Below are 17,951 nucleotides of genomic sequence, written 5' to 3'. Positions count from 1 at the left end.
CGGGGAAAGTCGATAGGGTGGCGGGACCTTCAACCGGTCTACTGCCAGGAAGTGGTTCCCATGAGCGCTGCTACCCCCGCCGGAGGCGACACCATGGCGGCGCGCACCTGGCCCGACGTGCTGAGCACACTGGTGCGGGGCGAGGACCTGAGCGCGGACGCCACGGCCTGGGCCATGGACCGGATCATGAGCGGTGAGGCCACCGATGTGCAGATCGCGGGGTTCGCGGTGGCCCTGCGCGCCAAGGGCGAGACGGTGCAGGAGATCTCCGGGCTGGTCCGGGCCATGTACGAGCACGCGCACACCGTGGACATCCCCGGCCCCTGCGTCGATATCGTCGGGACCGGCGGGGACATGGCCAAGACGGTCAACATCTCGACGATGGCCTCCATCGTCGTGGCCGGTACGGGCGCGAAGGTCGTCAAGCACGGCAACCGGGCCTCCTCCAGCGCCAGCGGCGCCTCGGACGTCCTGGGAAAGCTGGGCGTGAACCTGGAGTTGACACCGCAGCGGGTCGCCGAGGTGGCGGCCGAAGCCGGGATCACCTTCTGCTTCGCCGTCAAGTTCCACCCTTCGCTGCGCCACGTCGCCGCCGCGCGGGCCGGATTGGGGATCGCCACCCCGTTCAACTTCCTCGGCCCGCTCACCAACCCCGCGCGAGTGCGGGCGCAGGCAACGGGCGTCGCCGACGCGCGGATGGCGCCGATCATCGCGGGGGTGCTGGCCGAACGGGGCTCCTCCGCGCTGGTCTTCCGGGGCGACGACGGGCTCGACGAGCTGACGACCACGGCGACCTCGACGGTGTGGGTCGTACGCGACGGTGCCGTGCGCGAGGAGAGCTTCGACCCGCGCGACGTGGGCATCGAGCTGGTGCCCGTCGAGGCGCTGCGCGGCGGCGATGCCGCGTACAACGCCGATGTGGCCCGCCGGCTGCTGGCGGGGGAGCGGGGGCCCGTGCGGGACGCGGTGGTGCTCAACTCCGCCGCCGCGTTCGTGGCGCTGGCGCCGACGGACGCCCCCCTCACCGAGCAGATCGCCGCCGGGATGCGCCGGGCGGCCGAGTCCCTCGACTCGGGCGCCGCGCTGGCCGCGCTGGAGAGGTGGGTGGCGGCCACCGCCCAGTGATGACGCGCTGACGGTGCTGACAGGGCCGGCGGTGCGCTCGGATCCGCCGTCGGTCCTGTCAGTCCTGTCAGTCCTGTCAGTCCTGTCAGTCCTGCCGGGTCTGTCGGAGCGGCCCGTGGGTCACTGCTGGTAGGCGGCCTCCAGGGCGGGCAGGTCGATCTTCTTCATCTGGAGCATGGCCTGGGTGACGGCCGCCGACTTGGCCGGATCCGGGTCGCTGATCAGCTCGAAGAGCCGCTCCGGGACGACCTGCCAGGACAGGCCGTACTTGTCCTTGAGCCATCCGCAGTCGCCCGGCTCCCCGCCGTCGGCGGTGAGCTTCTCCCACAGGGTGTCCACCTCGTCCTGCGAGTCGCAGTAGACCTGGAGCGAGATGGCCTCGCTGAACGTGAAGTGCGGGCCGCCGTTGAGCGCGACGAACTGCTGGCCCGCCAGTTCGAAGACGACGACCATCACCGACCCGGGCTCGCCCGGCCCGGCCTCGCCGTAGCGGGTCGTCTCCACGATCCGGGAGTTGTCGAACAGGGAGACGTAGAACTCCGCCGCCTCCTGGGCCTGGTTGTCGAACCAGAGGAACGTCTTGATCTTCTGCGGCTGCCGCATGGTGCCTCCCAGGTGTGCCGAATCGATGTCTGCCAGTACAGACCCGCTCGGGCGCGGAAATTCATCGCTCGGCCGGGATCTGTCCGCATCCCACCCCATCGGACCCATGCCGCCACGCCCCGACACCCCGAGCACCCCGCCTCGGCCGTCGAACGGCTCGCCTCGTGCCGCTCGCGTCGCGCGGGGGACGGTGGGCCACACCACTGTTCCGGCGGGGGAGTGGGGGGAGCCGGCGGGGCGTGAGCCGGGGTGGCGTGAGCCGAGTTGGCCCCTGGGGGTATTGGCTACAGGTCGTCGAAGTCCCAGGCGCTCATTCCGGCCTTGAACGCCCGCCACTCGCCGGAGGTGAAGCACAGGTGCGGGGGTGCGCTCGCCTCCCAACTGGAAGTCGAGTGCGGCTTGTGCGATGAGTAGTGGCACTCCAGGGGTGATTCGGTCTCGTGCAGGCAGTGCCGCCGGCGCAGTCCGCGTACCTCGGTGAGCGCTTCGATCTGGTCCGGCCCCAGCGAGGCGAAGCCCACGCCGTTGACCGCCTGCGCATCCGCCTCGATCTGCAACAGGCCCGGCACGATGTCCAGTTGGTACTCACGGGCACTTGAGGCCGCCGCCTCGAATCCCAGGAAGCGTTCGTACTGCGCGCTGATCACTTCTCCGTACGGGGCCCACCACGGGTTGACTCCGCTCCCGCGCGGCGGTGTGCAACCCGGCGATTTCGTCGCGTGGGTCAGCCGGAAACTCGTAGAGGTCCATGGGCTGGGCGAAGTGCTGCTGAGAGCACACGCGCTTCCCGTTCTCGATGCGGCTGATCAAGGAGACGTCACAGCAGAGCGCGGATGCCACCTCGGCCGGTGCCCTTTCGAAACACGGCCTGGGGCCATGGGCGCCTCGGCGGTGTGTGTCGGGCGGCAGACGCCGCCGGGTCAGGCGCGCCGGGTGCGGGGCTCTGTTCTCACAGCCCCCCCGCCCCCGGAGTGAACACTCCCTTTCCTGGGTGTTACGCCAGGACACGGAGGCCGAAACAGCGGGCTTCTAGCGTCGGTGTTCCGTTCAGGGACTGGCCGAGCAGGAGGCGATGTGAGGGCACGGTGGATCACCCGGTGGGAGCCCGAGGACCCCGGTTTCTGGGACCGGGAGGGGCGGCGGACGGCGCGGCGGAATCTGTGGCTTTCTGTCTTCGCCGAGCACATCGGGTTCGCCGTGTGGAGCCTGTGGTCGGTGCTGGTGCTGTTCATGACGCCGGAGGCGGGGTTCTCGCTGACGGCGGACGAGAAGTTCCTGCTGGTGTCGGTGGTCTCGCTGGTGGGTGCGGTGCTGCGGCTGCCGTACGGGTTCGCCGTCACCAGGTTCGGGGGGCGCAGCTGGACGGTGTGCTCGGCGCTGGTGCTGCTGGTGCCCGTGGTGCTGGCGGCCGTGCTGGTGCGGCGGCCGGAGACACCGCTGTGGGCGCTGCTGCTGTGCGCCGCGGTCTCCGGGCTGGGAGGGGGCAACTTCGCCTCGTCCATGGTCAACATCAACGGGTTCTTCCCGGAGCGCGAGAAGGGCTGGGCGCTGGGGCTGAACGCCGGGGGCGGGAACCTCGGGGTGGCCACGGTGCAACTGCTCGGGCTGGCTGTACTGGCCACGGCGGGGGTCGCCCGTCCGGAGCTGCTGCCGCTGCTGTTCGTCCCGGCTCTGCTGCTGGCCGCGCTGCTGGCGCACCGGCTGATGGACAACCTGGCCACCAACCGGACCGACTACCGCGCCTTCCGCAGCGCCGTACGGGACCGGCACTGCTGGACCATCTCGCTGCTGTACATCGGGACGTTCGGCTCCTTCATCGGATTCGGCTTCGCGTTCGGGCTGGTGCTCCAGAACGAGTTCGGCAAGACGCCCGCGCAGGCCGCCGCGCTCACCTTCCTCGGGCCGCTGCTGGGCTCGCTCGCCCGGCCGCTGGGCGGCCGGATGGCCGACCGGTTCGGCGGGGCACGCGTCACCGCCTGGTCGTTCCTCGCGCTGGCTGCCGGAGCCGCAGGTGTGCTGGTCGCCTCGGCCGCAGGGTCGTTCGCCGCCTACGTCGCGGTCTTCGTGGCGCTGTTCGTGGTGACCGGGCTGGGCAACGGATCGACGTACAAGATGATCCCCGCCCTCTACGCGGCCCGGGCCCAGAGCGCCGTCGAGGCGGGCGACGACCCCGAGGAGGCGCGCGCCCGGGGGCGCCGGATCTCCGGTGCCGTCATCGCCGTCTCCGGCGCGGTGGGCGCGCTGGGCGGTGTGGCCATCAACCTCGCCTTCCGCCAGTCGTACCGCTCAACGGGGGGCGCGGATGCGGCCATCGGCGGTTTTCTCGCCTTCTATCTGCTGTGTCTGGCGGTGACGTGGGCCGGGTACGTACGGCGGCCCGCTGCCCCGGAACGGGAGCTGGAACGGGGGCGGGAGCGGGAGCGGGCGGCGAGCCCGGTGCCGCAGTCTGCCGCTGAGCGGGGTGTCTGAGGTGAGCACCGTTGCCTCCGGCCCCGTGACCGGCGCCCCGTCCGGCCCCGGCACCGCCACGCACTGCCCCTACTGCGCCCTCCAGTGCGCGATGACCCTCACCCCGGGCCGGGCCCCGGACGGCATGCCCGCGCTCGATGTCACCCCGCGCGACTTCCCCACCAACGCGGGCGGGCTCTGCCAGAAGGGCTGGACCTCGGCCGCGCTGCTCACCTCGCCGGAGCGGCTCACCACCCCGCTGGTACGGGACGGTGCCGGGGTGCTGCGCGAGGCCGGCTGGGAGGAGGCGCTCGATCTGGTGGCGCGGCGCATGCGGCGGGCGCGCGAGGAGCGGGGGCCCGACGCCGTGGCCGTCTTCGGCAGCGGCGGGCTCACCAACGAGAAGGCGTACGCGCTGGGCAAGTTCGCGCGCGTCGCGCTGGGCACCTCGCAGATCGACTACAACGGCCGGTTCTGCATGTCCTCGGCGGCTGCCGCGGGCAACCGGGCGTTCGGGCTCGATCGCGGGCTGCCCTTCCCCGTCACCGACCTGGACGCCTCGGAGGCCGTCGTCCTTGTGGGCGCCAACCCCGCCGAGACGATGCCGCCGCTGATGGGGCACCTGGATCCCGCCCGGCTCATCGTCGTCGATCCGCGCCGCACCGCCACCGCGCAGGCGGCGCTCGACGGCGGCGGCCTGCACCTCCAGCCGGCGCCCGGCACGGACCTGGCGCTGGCGCTCGGGCTGCTCCATGTCGCGCTCGTGGAGGGGTACGTGGACGCGCCCGAACGGCTCGCCTACCGGCGGGAGCGGACCACCGGGTGGGAGGAGGTGCGCCGGTGCGCCGCGCGGTGGTGGCCCGAGCGCACCGAGCGGCTGACCGGGGTGGCCGCCGCCGACCTGCGCAAGGCGGCGGGCGCGCTGGCCGGGGCCCGCCGCGCCCACATCCTCACCGGGCGCGGCGCCGAACAGCACAGCAAGGGCGTGGACACCGTCGCCGCCTGGATCGACCTCGCGCTCGCGCTGGGCCTGCCGGGCACTCCCGGCTCCGGCTACGGGTGCCTCACCGGGCAGGGCAACGGCCAGGGCGGACGGGAACACGGCCAGAAGGCCGACCAGCTGCCCGGCTACCGGCACATCACCGACCCGGCCGCGCGCGCCCACCTCGCCCGCGTGTGGGACGTCCCCGAGGAGTCGCTGCCCGGCCCCGGCCGCAGCGCGTGGGAGCTGCTGGACGCGCTCGGCACCCCCGACGGTCCCTCGGCGCTGCTGGTGATGGGCTCCAATCCGGCCGTCTCCGCGCCCCGTTCGCGGCGCGCCGTCGAGCGGCTGCGCGCCCTCGACCTGCTCGTCGTCGCCGACTTCGTTCGCTCGGAGACCGCCGAACTCGCCGATGTGGTCCTGCCGGTGACGATGTGGGCCGAGGAGTCGGGCACGATGACCAGCCTGGAGGGCCGGGTACTGCGGCGGCGCCGCGCCCAGGCCCCGCCGCCCGGGGTCCGTACCGACCTTGAGGTGCTGCACGGGCTCGCGGTCCGCCTCGGGCGGGACGGCGCCGAGTTCCCCGCCGATCACACCGAGGTCTTCGCGGAGCTGCGGCGGGCCTCCGAGGGCGGCGCGGCGGACTACTCCGGCGTGCGCCCCGAGGCACTGGACGCGGGCGAGGCCGTGCACTGGCCCGCGCCGCGCGGACGGGACGGCTCCGGCACGCCCCGCCTCTTCCTCGACCGCTTCGCCCACCCGGACGGGCGGGCCCGCTTCCTGCCCGTCGAACACCGCGAGGCCGCCGAACTCCCCGACGCGGCACACCCGTTGTACGCCACGACGGGGCGCGAGCTGCAGCACTACCAGTCGGGCGCCCAGACCCGCCGCGTGCCCGAGCTGGCGGCTGCCGCGCCCGGCGCCTATGTGGAGGTGCACCCCGATACGGCGCGCCGGGCCGGGCTGGCCGACGGCGACCGGGCGCGCGTGGTCTCGCGGCGCGGCAGCGTACTGGCCCGCACCCGGTGCGTGCCCACGCTGCGCACCGACACGGTCTTCCTCCCCTTCCACTACACGGGCGCGGGCACGGCCAACGCGCTCACCAACCCCGCGCTCGATCCCGTCAGCCGGATGCCCGAATTCAAGCTGTGCGCCGTGCGGCTGGAGCCGGCCCCGTGAGCCGGGCGCTGGAGGTCCTGGTCGTGGGCAACGGGATGGTCGGACACCGGCTGGCCCAGGAGGTGCGCCGCCGCGATCCGGAAGGCGTACGGGTACGGCTCACCGTCCTGGGCGACGAACCGGTGGGCGGCTACAACCGGGTGCTGCTCCCCGGACTGGTGGCCGGCTCCCTGACCGAGGCGGACCTCGCCCCGGACGGGGACGGGGATCCCCTCGCACCGGATGGTGGCGGGCATTCGCTCGCACCGGATGCCGACGGAAAACTCCTCGCACCGGATGCCTCCGGAAAACTCCGCGCACCGGATGAAGCACGAAAAGCGGGATCCGGCGGCGTGCGCGCGGGCGTCGCCGTCACGCACATCGACCGCGCCGAGCGCACCGTCACCACCGCCGACGGGCACCGGCTCCACTACGACAAGCTCGTGCTGGCCACCGGAGCGCGGGCCCACATCCCCCCGCTGCCCGGACTGCGGCGGGACGACGGTGCCCCCGCCCGTGGCGTCTGCGCCCTGCGCACCCTCGCGGACGCGCGGCGGCTGAGCCGCCTCGCCCACCGTGCCCGCGCCACGGGCGCGCCCATGGCCGTCCTCGGCGGCGGCATACTCGGCCTGGAGGCGGCCCGCGCCCTGGTGGCGCGCGGCGTCGGCGTCACCGTCGTCCACCAGGCGCCGTACGTCATGGACCGCCAACTGGACGCGCCCGCCGCGCGGATGCTCGCGCGCTCGCTGAGCCGCACCGGGATCGCCCAGCGGCTGGGCGTCGGCGCGGCGGCCTGGGCGCCGCAGGAGGGGCTGCACCTTGCGGACGGGGGCCTCGTGCCCGCCGCCGGGCTGCTGCTGTGCACGGGCGTACGGCCCCGCACCGCGCTGGCACGGGAGTGCGGGCTGGCGGCCGGGCCCCGCGGCATCGCCGTGGACGACGCGCTGACCACCTCCGACCCGGCCGTCCACGCGCTCGGCGACTGCGCCGACGCCGACCCGGGCCTCGTCCAGCCCGGCTGGGAGCAGGCCGCCACGCTCGCGGCGCTGCTGACCGGCGACAACCCGCACGCACGCTACGCCGGTACCCCCAGGGTGACCCGGCTGAAGGCGGCCGGCATCGAACTGGCCTGCCTGGGCGACCCGTTCACCGAGCCGGACGAGGCGGCCCCCTCGGCCCCGCCGGAACCGCCGGCCCCCTCGGCCCCCTCGGAAGCGTCGGTCCCATCGGGCGGGTTCGTGCCCGGCCCCGCCGCCGCGCCTGGCACGTCCGGGCCCGAAGTGCTGCGCCTGGAGGACCCGTCCAGGGAGCGCTACGCCAAGCTCGTCCTGCACGGCGACCGCGTCACCGGCGCCATTCTGCTCGGGCTGCCGGATGCCGCCGCCGGGCTCGTCCAGCTCTTCGACCGGGGTGCCCCGGCCCCCGCCGACCGGCTCGCCCTCATGCTGGGCCGCGCGCTGCCGCCCGAGGCGGCGGGCGGCCCCGAGGCGCTGCCCGATCACGGGCTGGTCTGCCGCTGCAACGGGGTCACCAAGGGCGCGCTGCGCTCCGCCTGGCACGCGGGGGCGCGTTCGCCCGCCGAGCTGGCCACCGCCACCCGCGCCACCACCGGCTGCGGCGGCTGCCGCCCCGTGGTGGAGAAACTCGCCGCCTGGCTCGCGGAAACCGACCCGTCACCCGCGCCCGCACCCCCATCCCCATCCCTGTCCCCGTCCCCGTCCTCCGCGTCCCCGCCCCCGTCCTCGGTCCGTCCGGGGCGGCCCTCGTCTCCGACCCCTCCGAGGTGAGTCCCGTGCACTCCACTCCTCCGCCTGCCGCCTCCGCCGGTCCCCGCAGGCTCGTCGTCGTCGGCCACGGCATGGCCGGGCACCGGCTCGTCGAAGCCGTCAACTCCCGGGATCAGGACGGCAGTTGGCACATCACCGTGCTGGCCGAGGAGTCGCGTCCCGCCTATGACCGCGTCGCGCTCTCCGCCTGCTTCGACGGTGCCGACGAGGAGTCCCTGCGGCTGCCCGCGCTCGACGGGGAGCGCGTCGAGGTGCGGCTGGGCGATCCGGCCGCCGCGCTGGACCGGGAAGCGCGCACCGTGACCACCGCGTCCGGAGCGCGACTGCCCTACGACGCGCTCGTGCTGGCCACCGGCTCGCGGCCGTTCGTGCCGCCGCTGCCCGGCAGCGCGGCCCCCGGCTGCCTCGTCTACCGCACGCTGGACGACATCGAGGCCCTGCGCGCCGCCGCTGCCGCCACCACCTGTGGGCGCGGCGTCGTCGTCGGCGGCGGGCTGCTGGGGCTGGAGGCCGCCAACGCGCTGCGGCTGCTGGGTCTGACTCCGCACGTGGTGGAGCTGGCACCGCACCTGATGGCCGTTCAGCTCGACGAGGGCGGCGGCGCGCTGCTCGGCCGCATGGTCGAGGACCTCGGCGTCCGGGTGCACACGGGTGTCGCCACCGAGCGCGTGGTGACCGACCCGGCGACGGGCCGGGCGGTCGCCGTCGAACTCGCCGACGGGACACGGGTGGAGACCGACGTGGTCGTCTTCGCCGCGGGCGTGCGGCCCCGCGACGAGCTGGCGCGCGAGGCCGGACTGCGGGTGGGGGAGCGCGGCGGGGTGGCCGTTGACGACGCCTGCCGCTCGGTGACCGACCCGCACGTGTGGGCGGTCGGTGAGGTCGCCTGCGTGGCGAGCGAGGGCCGGACGCTCGGCCTGGTCGCCCCGGGCTACGCCATGGCCGAGACCGTCGCCGACCGGCTGCTGGGCGGCGCCGCGCACTTCCCGGGCGCCGACACCTCCACCCAGCTCAAGCTGCTCGGCGTGGACGTGGCCTCCTTCGGCGACGCGCTGGCCACCACGCCCGGCGCCCTGGAGGTGGTCCTCAACGACCCCGTGGCCGCCACCTACGGCAAGCTCGTCGTCTCCGACGACGCGAAGACGCTGCTCGGCGGCATCCTCGTCGGCGACGCCTCCGCCTACCCGCTGCTGAGGCCCCTGGTGGGCGGCGCGCTGCCCAGCGACCCGGCCGCGCTGCTCGCCCCCGATTCCGCCGGCGGTACGGCCGCCGGGGGAGGGGTGGCCGGGCTGCCGGACAGCGCGCAGATCTGCAGCTGCCACGCCGTCACCAAGGGGGCGCTGAGCGAGGCCATCACCGGACAGGGCTGCGCCGACGTTCCCGCGCTCAAGTCCTGCACCAGGGCCGGTACCGGCTGCGGTTCGTGCGTACCCGCGCTCAAGCAGATCCTGGAGGCGGCGGGCGTCGAGCAGTCGCGGGCCTTGTGCGAACACTTCACACACACCCGTGCCGAGCTGTTCGAGATCGTCGCGGCCACCGGCATCACCACCTTCTCGCAGCTGGTGGCCGAGCACGGGCGCGGGCGCGGCTGCGACGTGTGCAAGCCCGCCGTCGCCGCGATCCTCGCCTCGCGCGACAGCGGCACCCACATCCTCGACGGCGAGCGCGGCGGCCTCCAGGACACCAACGACCGCCACCTGGCCAACATGCAGCGCAACGGCACCTACTCCGTCGTCCCCCGCGTCCCCGGCGGCGAGATCACCCCGGACCGGCTGATCGTCCTGGGCGAGGTGGCCCGCGACTTCGGGCTCTATACGAAGATCACCGGCGGGCAGCGCATCGACCTGCTCGGCGCCCGCCTCGAACAGCTCCCCGACATCTGGCGGCGGCTGACGGACGCCGGGTTCGAGTCCGGGCACGCGTACGGCAAGGCCCTCCGCACGGTGAAGTCCTGCGTGGGCTCCACCTGGTGCCGCTACGGCGTACAGGACTCGGTCGGCCTCGCCGTCGAACTGGAGCTGCGCTACCGGGGACTGCGCGCCCCGCACAAGCTGAAGGCGGGTGTCTCGGGCTGCGCGCGCGAGTGCGCCGAGGCCCGGAGCAAGGACTTCGGCATCATCGCGACGGAGCAGGGCTGGAACCTCTACGTCGGCGGCAACGGCGGCTTCACCCCCCGGCACGCCGAACTCCTCGCCGCCGACCTCGACCACGCCACGCTGGTGCGCACCATCGACCGCTTCCTGGCCTTCTACATCCGCACCGCCGACCGCCTCCAGCGCACCGCCGCCTGGCTGGAAAGCCTGGAGGGCGGCCTCGACCACCTGCGGGCCGTCATCATGGACGACTCCCTCGGCATCTGCGCCGAACTCGATGCCGCCATGGCACGGCACGTCGCCGACTACCAGGACGAGTGGCGCGGCGTCCTGGAGGACCCGGCGAAGCTGGCCCGCTTCACCTCCTTCGTCAACGCCCCCGAAACCCCCGACCCGGCGATCTCCTTCACCGTCGAGCGGGAACAGCCCGTCCCCGGCCCGGTGCCCCTCGGCATGCCGAAGCTGTCCGCCGAAGGCGCGAACACTCACTGACCAGCACGAACCCCACCGACCAGCCCGAGCATCCACCGATCAGCGCGAGCACCGACCGACCAGCGCGAGCATCCACTGACCACCGTCGTCCGAACGAGCCGGAAGGTGACCACCATGTCAACCCTCGCCGTCAGCCCCACCAACCCCGTCCGCTCTGCCAACCCCGTCAGCTCCAGTACGGACTGGTCCGCCGTCTGCCCGCTGGACGCCCTCCCCGTCGAGCAGGGCCGCGCCGCGCTGCTGCCGGACGGCAGCGCCGCCGCCCTCTTCCAGCTGCACACCGGGGAGGTGTACGCGGTCGGGAATCTGGACCCCTTCAGCGGGGCACCCGTCATCTGCCACGGCATCGTCGGCGACCGCGGGGGCGTCCCGGTGGTCACCGGGCCCCTCGGCAAGGAGACCTTCGAGCTGGCCACCGGCCGCTGCCTGGACGACGAGAGCGTCCGGCTCCCCGTCCACGAAGTGCGGCTGACCGGCGGGGTGATCGAGGTCTCGGCCCGGCGAAATACGGTGGAAACGCCGGCCGGGCGAGGATGAACACACGCTACGGCTGAGAGGAGACGCGGTGTCGGCACCCGACCCGTCGCGGAACCGCACGGGATCCGTTCCCCCGCTGGCGGGGTTCACCGTCGCGGTCACCGCCGCGCGCCGCGCCGAGGAACTGGGCGCCCTGCTGGAGCGGCGCGGCGCCGAGGTGCTCCAGGCGCCCGCGCTGCGGATCATCCCGCTCGCCGACGACGTCCAGCTGCGCGCCGCCACCAAGGAAGTGCTGACGCAGCCGCCCGACATCGCCGTCGCCACCACCGGCATCGGCTTCCGCGGCTGGATCGAGGCGGCCGACGGCTGGGGCGAGGGCGAGGCGCTGCGCGCCGCGCTGGCCACCGGCGAACTGCTGGCCCGCGGCCCCAAGGCGTGCGGCGCCATCCGCGCGGCCGGGCTGCGCGAGGCGTGGTCGCCCGAATCCGAGTCCTCCAGCGAGGTGCTGGAGCGGCTGCTGGCGCGGGACGACCTGGCCGGGCGGCGCATCGCCGTCCAGCTGCACGGCGAACCCCTGAAGGACTTCATCGAGGCGCTGCGCCAAGCGGGAGCCGACGTGGTGCCGGTGCCCGTGTACCGGTGGACGGGCCCGGCCGACCCCGCACCTTTGGACCGGCTGATCGAGGCCGTGCTGAACGGCACCGTCGATGCCCTCACCTTCACCAGCGCCCTGGCGACGGCCGGACTCTACGCCCGCGCCGAGGAGAACGGCCGCGGCGAGGCGCTGACCCGCGCGCTGCGCGAGCGCACCCAGGTCGCCTGCGTGGGCCCCGTCACCGCCGCCCCGCTGCTCGCCCGCGACATCCCCGCCTTCTGGCCCGACCGCTTCCGCATCGGCGCACTCGTCCGGGGACTGTGCGACAGCCTGCCCGCCGCCGCGCCCACCCTGCCGGCCGCCGGACACACCCTCCAGGTGCGCGGCACCGCCGCCGTACTGGACGGTGAGCTGCGGCCGGTGAGTCCAGGCCCCATGGCCGTGCTGCGCGCGCTGGCCCGCCGCCCGGGACAGGTGCTCTCCACCGCCGACCTGCTGCCCGCGCTGCCGGGCGGCGGCAAGGACGAGCACGCCGTCGAATCCGCCGTCGGCCGCCTGCGCACCGCACTCGGCGCCGCCGCCGTGGTCCAGACGGTGGTCAAGCGCGGCTACCGCATCGCACTCGACCCGGCGGCGGCCTGCGAACCGGCCGGGGGGCGAACGGGGGAGCCGGGTCGGATGGGGGAGACGGCCGAGACGGGAGAGGCGAGCGCATGACGGTATCGGCATCCGCATCCGCGTCGTCGGCGGCATCGGCGGCGTCGGCAGCGCCCCCGCTCCCGGGCGGCGCCCCCGGCGGGCCCGGTCAGCCCGGGGTGCTGCTCGTCGCGCACGGCACGCGCAGCGCCGAGGGGACGCGGACGGCGCGGGAGCTGGCAGACGGGCTCGCGGCCCGGCTGCGGCGGACGGTGGAGGTGGCGTACGCGGATGTGCGCGGGCCCACCGTCACCGAGGCGCTGGCCCGCCACGCCGGACCGGTCACGCTCGTGCCCGCCTTCCTCGCGTCCGGCTACCACGTACGGGCCGACATCCCCGCCCAGGTCCGACGCGCCGGCGCCGCCGGGGTGCTGACGGCCCCCGCGCTGGGAGCCGACCGCGCGCTCCTGCCCGCGCTGGCCGACCGCCTCGCCGCGTCGGGCGTGCGGGAGGGGGACAGCGTGCTGCTCGCCGCCGCCGGATCCAGCGACCCCGAGGCCCGCGCCGAGGCGCACACCATGGCCGGGCTCCTGGGCCGCGTGCTGCACCGCCCGGTGCCCGTCGCCTGGGCCGCCACCGCCGAGCCCTCCGTCGCCGCCACGGTCGCCCGGCTGCGCGCGGCGGGCGCCCGCCGGGTGGCCGTCGCCACCTGGCTGCTGGCCCCCGGCGTCTTCGCCGACCGCCTCGCCGCGTCCGGCGCCGACACGGTGGCGGCCCCGCTCGCGGCCCACCCCTCGGTACTGGAGGCCCTCGCGCGCCGGGTCACGGAGGCGGAGCGGGCGGCCTCCGGCTCGCCGCACGCGGTCTCCGGCGCCGGGCGGGCCGCCTGACGGCGAAGCGCTGAACCCGACGCGCCCTCTCCCGGGACGGCCGCTCCAGGAGCGGGCGCGTCAGGCGGCGGTGATTCTCACGGCGCCGGCGTGGCGACATCCTCGGTGCCGACGACCGCGAGCAGGTCCAGCAGGCCGGAGCTGTCGGTGCCGACGGCGGGGGTGAACCAGAGCAGCCGCTGGCGGCCGTCCTCGCTGAACAGGTGGAGGCAGTTGACCTCGATCAGGCCGAGCGCGGGGTGGTTGAGGCGTTTGCGGTCATGCCGCCGGACAGCCACGTCGTGCTCGGCCCACAGCGCGGCGAACTCGGCGGAGGCGTCGAGCAGCGAGCTGATCATCGAGCGGGCCTCGGTGTCCCGGGCGTCGCGCCGGGCCGCGGCTGCCCGCAGATCGGCGACGAAGGAACGGGACTGGGCCCCGTGATCGGCTTCGGGATACATGCGCCGGGCTTCCGGTTCGGTGAACCAGCGATAGGCGAAGGCGGCGCGCTTGCCCCGGTAGCGGGAGTGGTCGCCGAGCAGCGCCACTGCCAGCGGGTTCTGCACGAGGGTGACGTGCAGATCGGTGATGACCTGAGCGGGCGTCGAGGGCATCCGGCTCAGCAGGTCGAGCATGCCGGGGTGCACGTGCGAGGCGGCCCCGCCGGGCGCGGGCACGGGGCGGTCCGCCAGGTGGTAGAGGTAGTCGCGTTCGTCGGCGCTCAGGCGCAGCGCCCTCGCGAGCGCGGCGATCATCTGCTCGGACGGCTGGGACCCGGCGCCGCGTTCGAGTTCGTTGTAGTAGTCCACCGAGGCTCCGGCCAACTGGGCGACCTCGTCACGGCGCAGCCCGGGGACCCGGCGCCGGGGCCCGGCCGGAAGCCCGATGTCCGCCGGGCGGATGCGTTCGCGGCGAGAACGCAGGAACGCCCCCAGTTCGGTGTATTTCACGGAACCCATGCCCTCCATTCTGCGCCCGGCCCGGGCCCGCGACCCAGGGGATGACATCCCCTGGCTGCGCTGGTCAGGGCCGTGCATCGTGGGCTCATGACCACGAAACAGCAAGCTCAAGCGCGGGATGAGGGGGCCGGCCGGGCCGCCGTCGTCACCGGAGGATCACGGGGCATCGGCCGGGCGGTCTCCCTCAAGCTCGCCCAGGACGGCCTGGCCGTCGTGGTGAACTACGCCGGGGACACGGCAGCCGCCGAGGAGACGGTGGCGGCGATCAGGGACTCCGGCGGGCGGGCGGTCGGTGTGCGCGCCGACGTGGCGGACGAGCGCGCGGTCGCCGCGCTGTTCGACCGTGCCGAGGAGGAGTTCGGCGGCGTGGACGTCGTCGTGAACTCCGCCGGCCGGCTCGCGCTGTCGCCCATCGCCGACCTCGACCTCGACGTGCTCGACGCCGTGCACCGCACCAATATCCGCGGCACGTTCGTGGTCGCCCAGCAGGCGGCCCGGCGGCTGCGTGCGGGCGGCTCGTTCGTGGGGTTCTCGACCTCCGTGGTCGGCACCCGGTTCCCCGCCTACGGCGCCTACGCGGCGAGCAAGGGCGCCGTCGAGGCCATGACGCTGATCCTCGCCCGCGAACTGCGCGGCCGGGACATCACCGTCAACACCGTCGCCCCCGGGCCCACGGCCACGGACATGTTCCTCGACGGCAAGACGCCCGAGATGATCGACCAGCTGGCCAAAACCCCGCCGCTGGAGCGGCTGGGCACCCCGGAGGACATCGCCAACGTGGTCGCCTTCCTCACCGGCCCGGAAGGGCACTGGATCAACGGCCAGATCCTGCGGGCCAACGGCGGCATGGTGTGACGCCCCGGCCCCGTGCCCCCGCCCAAGAAACGACACCTCTCACACCCCTCACCCAAGGAGCAGAAACCATGCCGTTCGCCCAGTTCAAAGCCCCCGCGGGCACCCTCACCGCCGAGGACAAGAAGAAGATCGTCGAGCGCACCACCGACCTGTACGCGGAGATCTACGGCGAGCGGGCCCGCCCCACCACCGTCGTGCTCGTCGAGGAGGTGCCCGACGGCGGCTGGGGCGTAGCCGGCAACGTCCTGACCGCCGCCATGCTCAACGGCGACTCCTGACCCCGGCCCCCGCAGAGCCGGAACGGGGGGCGCCCCGAGGGGGCTGTGTTCCTGTGCGGCTGAGCCGCGTGGGCCCGCCCAGCCTGGGGGTACCTCCCCGCTCGGAGAGCGTGGGGGAGCACCCGCACCCTGCCCGACACACAGGGGCACCCCCTCCCCGGCCCCACGCAGGAGGGCAACAAAAATCCGCCGCTGGCCCTCAGCTGCCCCGGCCCACACCGCGCGCGGCGTCGCGCACCGCCGCGCAGGCGTACCCCGTCCCCGCGACGCCGATCAGCAACAGAAGCACCGCCTCGCGCACCGGGCCGCCCTCCTGAACGGTGCGGACCCCGCCGCAGATACCGGCGACCGCCGCGAGCACGCCCAGGACGATCGCCCGGCTGCCGCGCGGGCGGACGAGCGCGAGGAGCACATCGCCCAGCGCGCGCCCCAAGACGCCCCGGCGGCGGGGCTTCGGAGTCTTCATCGGCTCGGGGGCCGGACGCGCGTGTGCCACGCCTGGACCCTGTGCGGCAGGCGGTGCGTAGGCCGTGGTCATCCGCCCCCGCACTCTCACCGCCCCCGCACTCTCACCGCCCCCGCACCCTGACCGCCCCCGTGCCCGTCAGCGCGGGGCCCTGTCCGGCATGCGGACCGGGCCGTGTGCGGGGTGCGGGGGCTGTGGCATACTCCTGGCCAGGTCACGAGCGACAGCGATCAAGGCCCCGGCCCGCTGTCCGGCAACCCTCCGTCCGTGGCGGGGTGCCCCGGGTGATGACCAGGCCGTGGGACAGCAAGGTCCGCGGCAAGCGCGGATCCCTCATCTCCAGGGGTCCTGGTCTACGAGGGAGCCTTCTGTGAGTCAGCGAATGCGATAGGGCCGTCGGACCGTTTGCGGTCCGGCTCTTCGGCCCCCTTCCCCGGCTTCCCCAGGTTCCGTACCTCGGGTATCCGTACCGCCGGTACCTCCGGCAGTCGTCGTCGCCACCTTCACCTTCACCGCCGTACGCGCACTCGCCCGCGCGAGCTTCGCCGTACGCGCGTGCTGACCACGGGAGATTCCGCATGTCCTCCGCCGCCGCTTTCGCCCCGCTTTCCGTCTCCGCAGCTGACACCCCTGTCGAGGCCGCCGACGTTCCCTGTCCCGCGGCAGCGGCAGCGGAACAGGCCGCAGCGCCGCTCGCCGTCCTCGGTCGCGATGTGCGCGTTCCGCTGGTCACGGGCGGCGAGGTGACCTACGCCGCGCTCGACTACGCCGCCAGCGCGCCCGCCCTCCAGCGGGTGTGGGACGACGTCGCCGCCTACGCCCCCTACTACGGCAGCGTCCACCGGGGCGCCGGCTACCTCTCGCAGCTCTCGACCGAGCTGTTCGAGCAGAGCCGGCACGCCGTCGCCGAGTTCCTCGGCTGCCGGGAGGGCGACCAGGTCGTCTTCACCCGCGCCACCACCGACTCCCTCAACCTGCTCTCGGCAGCCCTGCCCGAGGGGGCCCGGGTGTTCGTGTTCGAGACCGAGCACCACGCCTCCCTGCTGCCGTGGCGCCGTCACGACGTGACATACCTGGACGCGCCCCGCTCGCCCGAACAGGCCGTCGCCACCTTGGAGTCCGCGCTGCACGGGGCGCCCGCCGGCCCCAAGCTGGTGTGCGTGACCGGTGCCTCCAACGTGACCGGCGAGGTGTGGCCGGTACGCGAGCTGGCGCGCGCCGCGCACCGGCACGGCGCCCGCATCGTGCTGGACGCCGCGCAGCTCGCCCCCCACCGGCCCGTGCACCTGGACGAACTGGAGGTCGACTGGGTGGCCTTCTCCGGACACAAGCTGTACGCGCCCTTCGGTGCCGGGGTGCTCGCGGGCCGGGCCGACTGGCTGCGCGACGCCGAGCCCTACCTCGCCGGCGGCGGCGCCAGCCGCCGGGTGGCGCGCCGGAACGACGGCGGGATCGACGTCGAGTGGCACACCAACGCGGCGCGGCACGAGGCCGGTTCGCCCAACGTGATCGGGGCCTACGCCCTCGCCTCGGCCTGCCGCGCCCTGAGCGAGGCCGGGTTCGAGACCCTGGTGGCCCGCGAGGAAGAGCTGCTGGCCCGGCTGCGCGCGGGGCTGGCCGAGGTGCCCGAGGTGAGCGTCCTGTCCCTCTTCGGCGAGGGCGCGGACCAGGTGGGGGTGCTCTCCTTCGTCGTGGACGGCTGGAACAGCTCGCACTTCGCCGCCGCGCTCTCGGCCGAGCACGGGATCGGGGTACGCGACGGCCTCTTCTGCGCCCACCCGCTGCTGCGCACCCTCCTCGGCCAGGACGGCGACACCCCCGGCGAGTGCGGCGCCCCGGAGGCGGCGCCCGGTGAGCGCTCGCTGAACGCGATCCGGGTCAGCTTCGGCGCCGGAACCCCCGACGAGCACGTGGACCGCTTCGTCTCCGCCGTACGGCAGCTGGTTCGCGAGGGCGCGCGCTGGAACTACCGCACGGAGGACGGCCGCTGCGTCCCCCTGGCCGCGGCAGACGCTGCAGACGTGGCAAACGCGGCTGCCTGAGCGTTCCGGCCCCGGCCCTGCGCAGGCCGGGGCCGGAGCCGACGGCGGTCGGAAGCCGATGCCCGAGCCGGTGCCGACGACGGTCA

Annotated in this window: 16 protein-coding genes and 1 riboswitch; of the genes, 11 read left to right on the top strand and 5 right to left on the bottom strand. The window is 74.5% G+C overall.

All coding sequences use genetic code 11. The annotated features are described in order from the left end of the window. Positions 1–60 precede the first annotated feature (60 nt). On the top strand, positions 61–1,125 hold the full coding sequence (gene trpD / locus ABD339_RS05935) for an anthranilate phosphoribosyltransferase (RefSeq protein WP_344562862.1): 1,065 nt from the start codon (positions 61–63) through the stop codon (positions 1,123–1,125). Between the two features lie 120 nt (positions 1,126–1,245). Here trpD and ABD339_RS05930 read toward each other — a convergent pair whose 3' ends face one another. The 3 genes from ABD339_RS05930 to ABD339_RS33705 form a co-directional block, all read right to left on the bottom strand. Then, entirely contained in the window at positions 1,246–1,728 is a 483-nt protein-coding gene (locus tag ABD339_RS05930; RefSeq protein WP_344562860.1) for a VOC family protein, read from the bottom strand. 284 nt (positions 1,729–2,012) lie between these two features. Beyond that, positions 2,013–2,375 (bottom strand): Scr1 family TA system antitoxin-like transcriptional regulator, encoded by a 363-nt coding sequence (locus ABD339_RS05925; RefSeq protein ID WP_344562859.1) that lies wholly within the window; start codon positions 2,373–2,375, stop codon positions 2,013–2,015. Next, positions 2,314–2,568, bottom strand: a complete 255-nt coding sequence (locus tag ABD339_RS33705) for a helix-turn-helix domain-containing protein (RefSeq protein WP_425575897.1) — start codon at positions 2,566–2,568, stop codon at positions 2,314–2,316. The genes ABD339_RS05925 and ABD339_RS33705 overlap by 62 nt, the downstream gene beginning before the upstream one ends. A gap of 234 nt (positions 2,569–2,802) precedes the next feature. On the opposite strand from ABD339_RS33705, the gene ABD339_RS05920 reads away from it, so the two are divergent. The 7 genes from ABD339_RS05920 (at position 2,803) to ABD339_RS05890 (ending at position 13,286) form a co-directional block, all read left to right on the top strand. Continuing rightward, positions 2,803–4,197, top strand: a complete 1,395-nt coding sequence (locus ABD339_RS05920; protein WP_344562857.1) for an MFS transporter — start codon at positions 2,803–2,805, stop codon at positions 4,195–4,197. A gap of 91 nt (positions 4,198–4,288) precedes the next feature. Next, positions 4,289–6,337 (top strand): molybdopterin oxidoreductase family protein, encoded by a 2,049-nt coding sequence (locus ABD339_RS05915; RefSeq protein ID WP_425575906.1) that lies wholly within the window; start codon positions 4,289–4,291, stop codon positions 6,335–6,337. Continuing rightward, entirely contained in the window at positions 6,334–8,103 is a 1,770-nt protein-coding gene (locus ABD339_RS05910) for an FAD-dependent oxidoreductase (protein ID WP_344562853.1), read from the top strand. The genes ABD339_RS05915 and ABD339_RS05910 overlap by 4 nt, the downstream gene beginning before the upstream one ends. Beyond that, a complete protein-coding gene (gene nirB / locus ABD339_RS05905; RefSeq protein WP_425575896.1) occupies positions 8,100–10,688 on the top strand; it encodes a nitrite reductase large subunit NirB in 2,589 nt (862 codons plus the stop codon). The genes ABD339_RS05910 and nirB overlap by 4 nt, the downstream gene beginning before the upstream one ends. Positions 10,689–10,802: 114 nt before the next feature. Further along, positions 10,803–11,225, top strand: coding sequence for a nitrite reductase small subunit NirD (gene nirD / locus ABD339_RS05900; RefSeq protein ID WP_344562849.1), 423 nt, complete (start codon positions 10,803–10,805; stop codon positions 11,223–11,225). Between the two features lie 28 nt (positions 11,226–11,253). Further along, positions 11,254–12,477: a uroporphyrinogen-III synthase gene (locus tag ABD339_RS05895; RefSeq protein ID WP_344562847.1), complete on the top strand. Its 1,224-nt coding sequence runs from the start codon at positions 11,254–11,256 to the stop codon at positions 12,475–12,477. Then, positions 12,474–13,286 carry a sirohydrochlorin chelatase gene (locus tag ABD339_RS05890; protein WP_344562845.1) on the top strand — a complete coding sequence of 271 codons (813 nt, stop codon included), beginning with the start codon at positions 12,474–12,476 and terminating at the stop codon, positions 13,284–13,286. Before ABD339_RS05895 ends, ABD339_RS05890 begins: the two co-directional genes overlap by 4 nt. Before the next feature lie 77 nt (positions 13,287–13,363). Here ABD339_RS05890 and ABD339_RS05885 read toward each other — a convergent pair whose 3' ends face one another. Beyond that, positions 13,364–14,233, bottom strand: coding sequence for a helix-turn-helix transcriptional regulator (locus tag ABD339_RS05885; RefSeq protein ID WP_344563105.1), 870 nt, complete (start codon positions 14,231–14,233; stop codon positions 13,364–13,366). 78 nt (positions 14,234–14,311) lie between these two features. Between ABD339_RS05885 and ABD339_RS05880 the strand changes: the two genes are divergently transcribed. Beyond that, positions 14,312–15,079, top strand: coding sequence for an SDR family oxidoreductase (locus ABD339_RS05880; protein ID WP_344562843.1), 768 nt, complete (start codon positions 14,312–14,314; stop codon positions 15,077–15,079). A 68-nt stretch (positions 15,080–15,147) separates the two neighbouring features. Further along, a complete protein-coding gene (locus tag ABD339_RS05875; protein ID WP_344562841.1) occupies positions 15,148–15,357 on the top strand; it encodes a 4-oxalocrotonate tautomerase family protein in 210 nt (69 codons plus the stop codon). Between the two features lie 199 nt (positions 15,358–15,556). Here the strand turns inward: ABD339_RS05875 and ABD339_RS05870 are convergent, their stop codons facing one another. Continuing rightward, complete coding sequence (locus ABD339_RS05870; protein WP_344562839.1) at positions 15,557–15,853, bottom strand: hypothetical protein; 297 nt, start codon at positions 15,851–15,853, stop codon at positions 15,557–15,559. 182 nt (positions 15,854–16,035) lie between these two features. Continuing rightward, a riboswitch (SAM riboswitch) is annotated at positions 16,036–16,154 on the top strand. Between the two features lie 247 nt (positions 16,155–16,401). Here ABD339_RS05870 and ABD339_RS05865 point away from each other — a divergent pair. After that, positions 16,402–17,865, top strand: coding sequence for an aminotransferase class V-fold PLP-dependent enzyme (locus tag ABD339_RS05865; protein ID WP_344562837.1), 1,464 nt, complete (start codon positions 16,402–16,404; stop codon positions 17,863–17,865). The last annotated feature ends 86 nt before the right edge of the window (positions 17,866–17,951 follow it).

This window comes from Streptomyces axinellae, assembly GCF_039532135.1.
Lineage (GTDB): Bacteria > Actinomycetota > Actinomycetes > Streptomycetales > Streptomycetaceae > Streptomyces > Streptomyces axinellae.
This window is presented reverse-complemented; position numbering and strand designations above follow the sequence as displayed.

Bases quoted from the DNA above. Each gene is read 5' to 3' on its own strand.
- ABD339_RS05915 (WP_425575906.1), top strand. From the start codon at position 4,289: ATGACCCTCACCCCGGGCCGGGCCCCGGACGGCATGCCCGCGCTCGAT.
- ABD339_RS05875 (WP_344562841.1), top strand. From the start codon at position 15,148: ATGCCGTTCGCCCAGTTCAAAGCCCCCGCGGGCACCCTCACCGCCGAG.
- ABD339_RS05880 (WP_344562843.1), top strand. From the start codon at position 14,312: ATGACCACGAAACAGCAAGCTCAAGCGCGGGATGAGGGGGCCGGCCGG.
- ABD339_RS05885 (WP_344563105.1), bottom strand. From the start codon at position 14,233: ATGGAGGGCATGGGTTCCGTGAAATACACCGAACTGGGGGCGTTCCTG.
- nirD (WP_344562849.1), top strand. From the start codon at position 10,803: ATGTCAACCCTCGCCGTCAGCCCCACCAACCCCGTCCGCTCTGCCAAC.
- trpD (WP_344562862.1), top strand. From the start codon at position 61: ATGAGCGCTGCTACCCCCGCCGGAGGCGACACCATGGCGGCGCGCACC.
- ABD339_RS05930 (WP_344562860.1), bottom strand. From the start codon at position 1,728: ATGCGGCAGCCGCAGAAGATCAAGACGTTCCTCTGGTTCGACAACCAG.
- ABD339_RS05890 (WP_344562845.1), top strand. From the start codon at position 12,474: ATGACGGTATCGGCATCCGCATCCGCGTCGTCGGCGGCATCGGCGGCG.
- ABD339_RS05865 (WP_344562837.1), top strand. From the start codon at position 16,402: ATGTCCTCCGCCGCCGCTTTCGCCCCGCTTTCCGTCTCCGCAGCTGAC.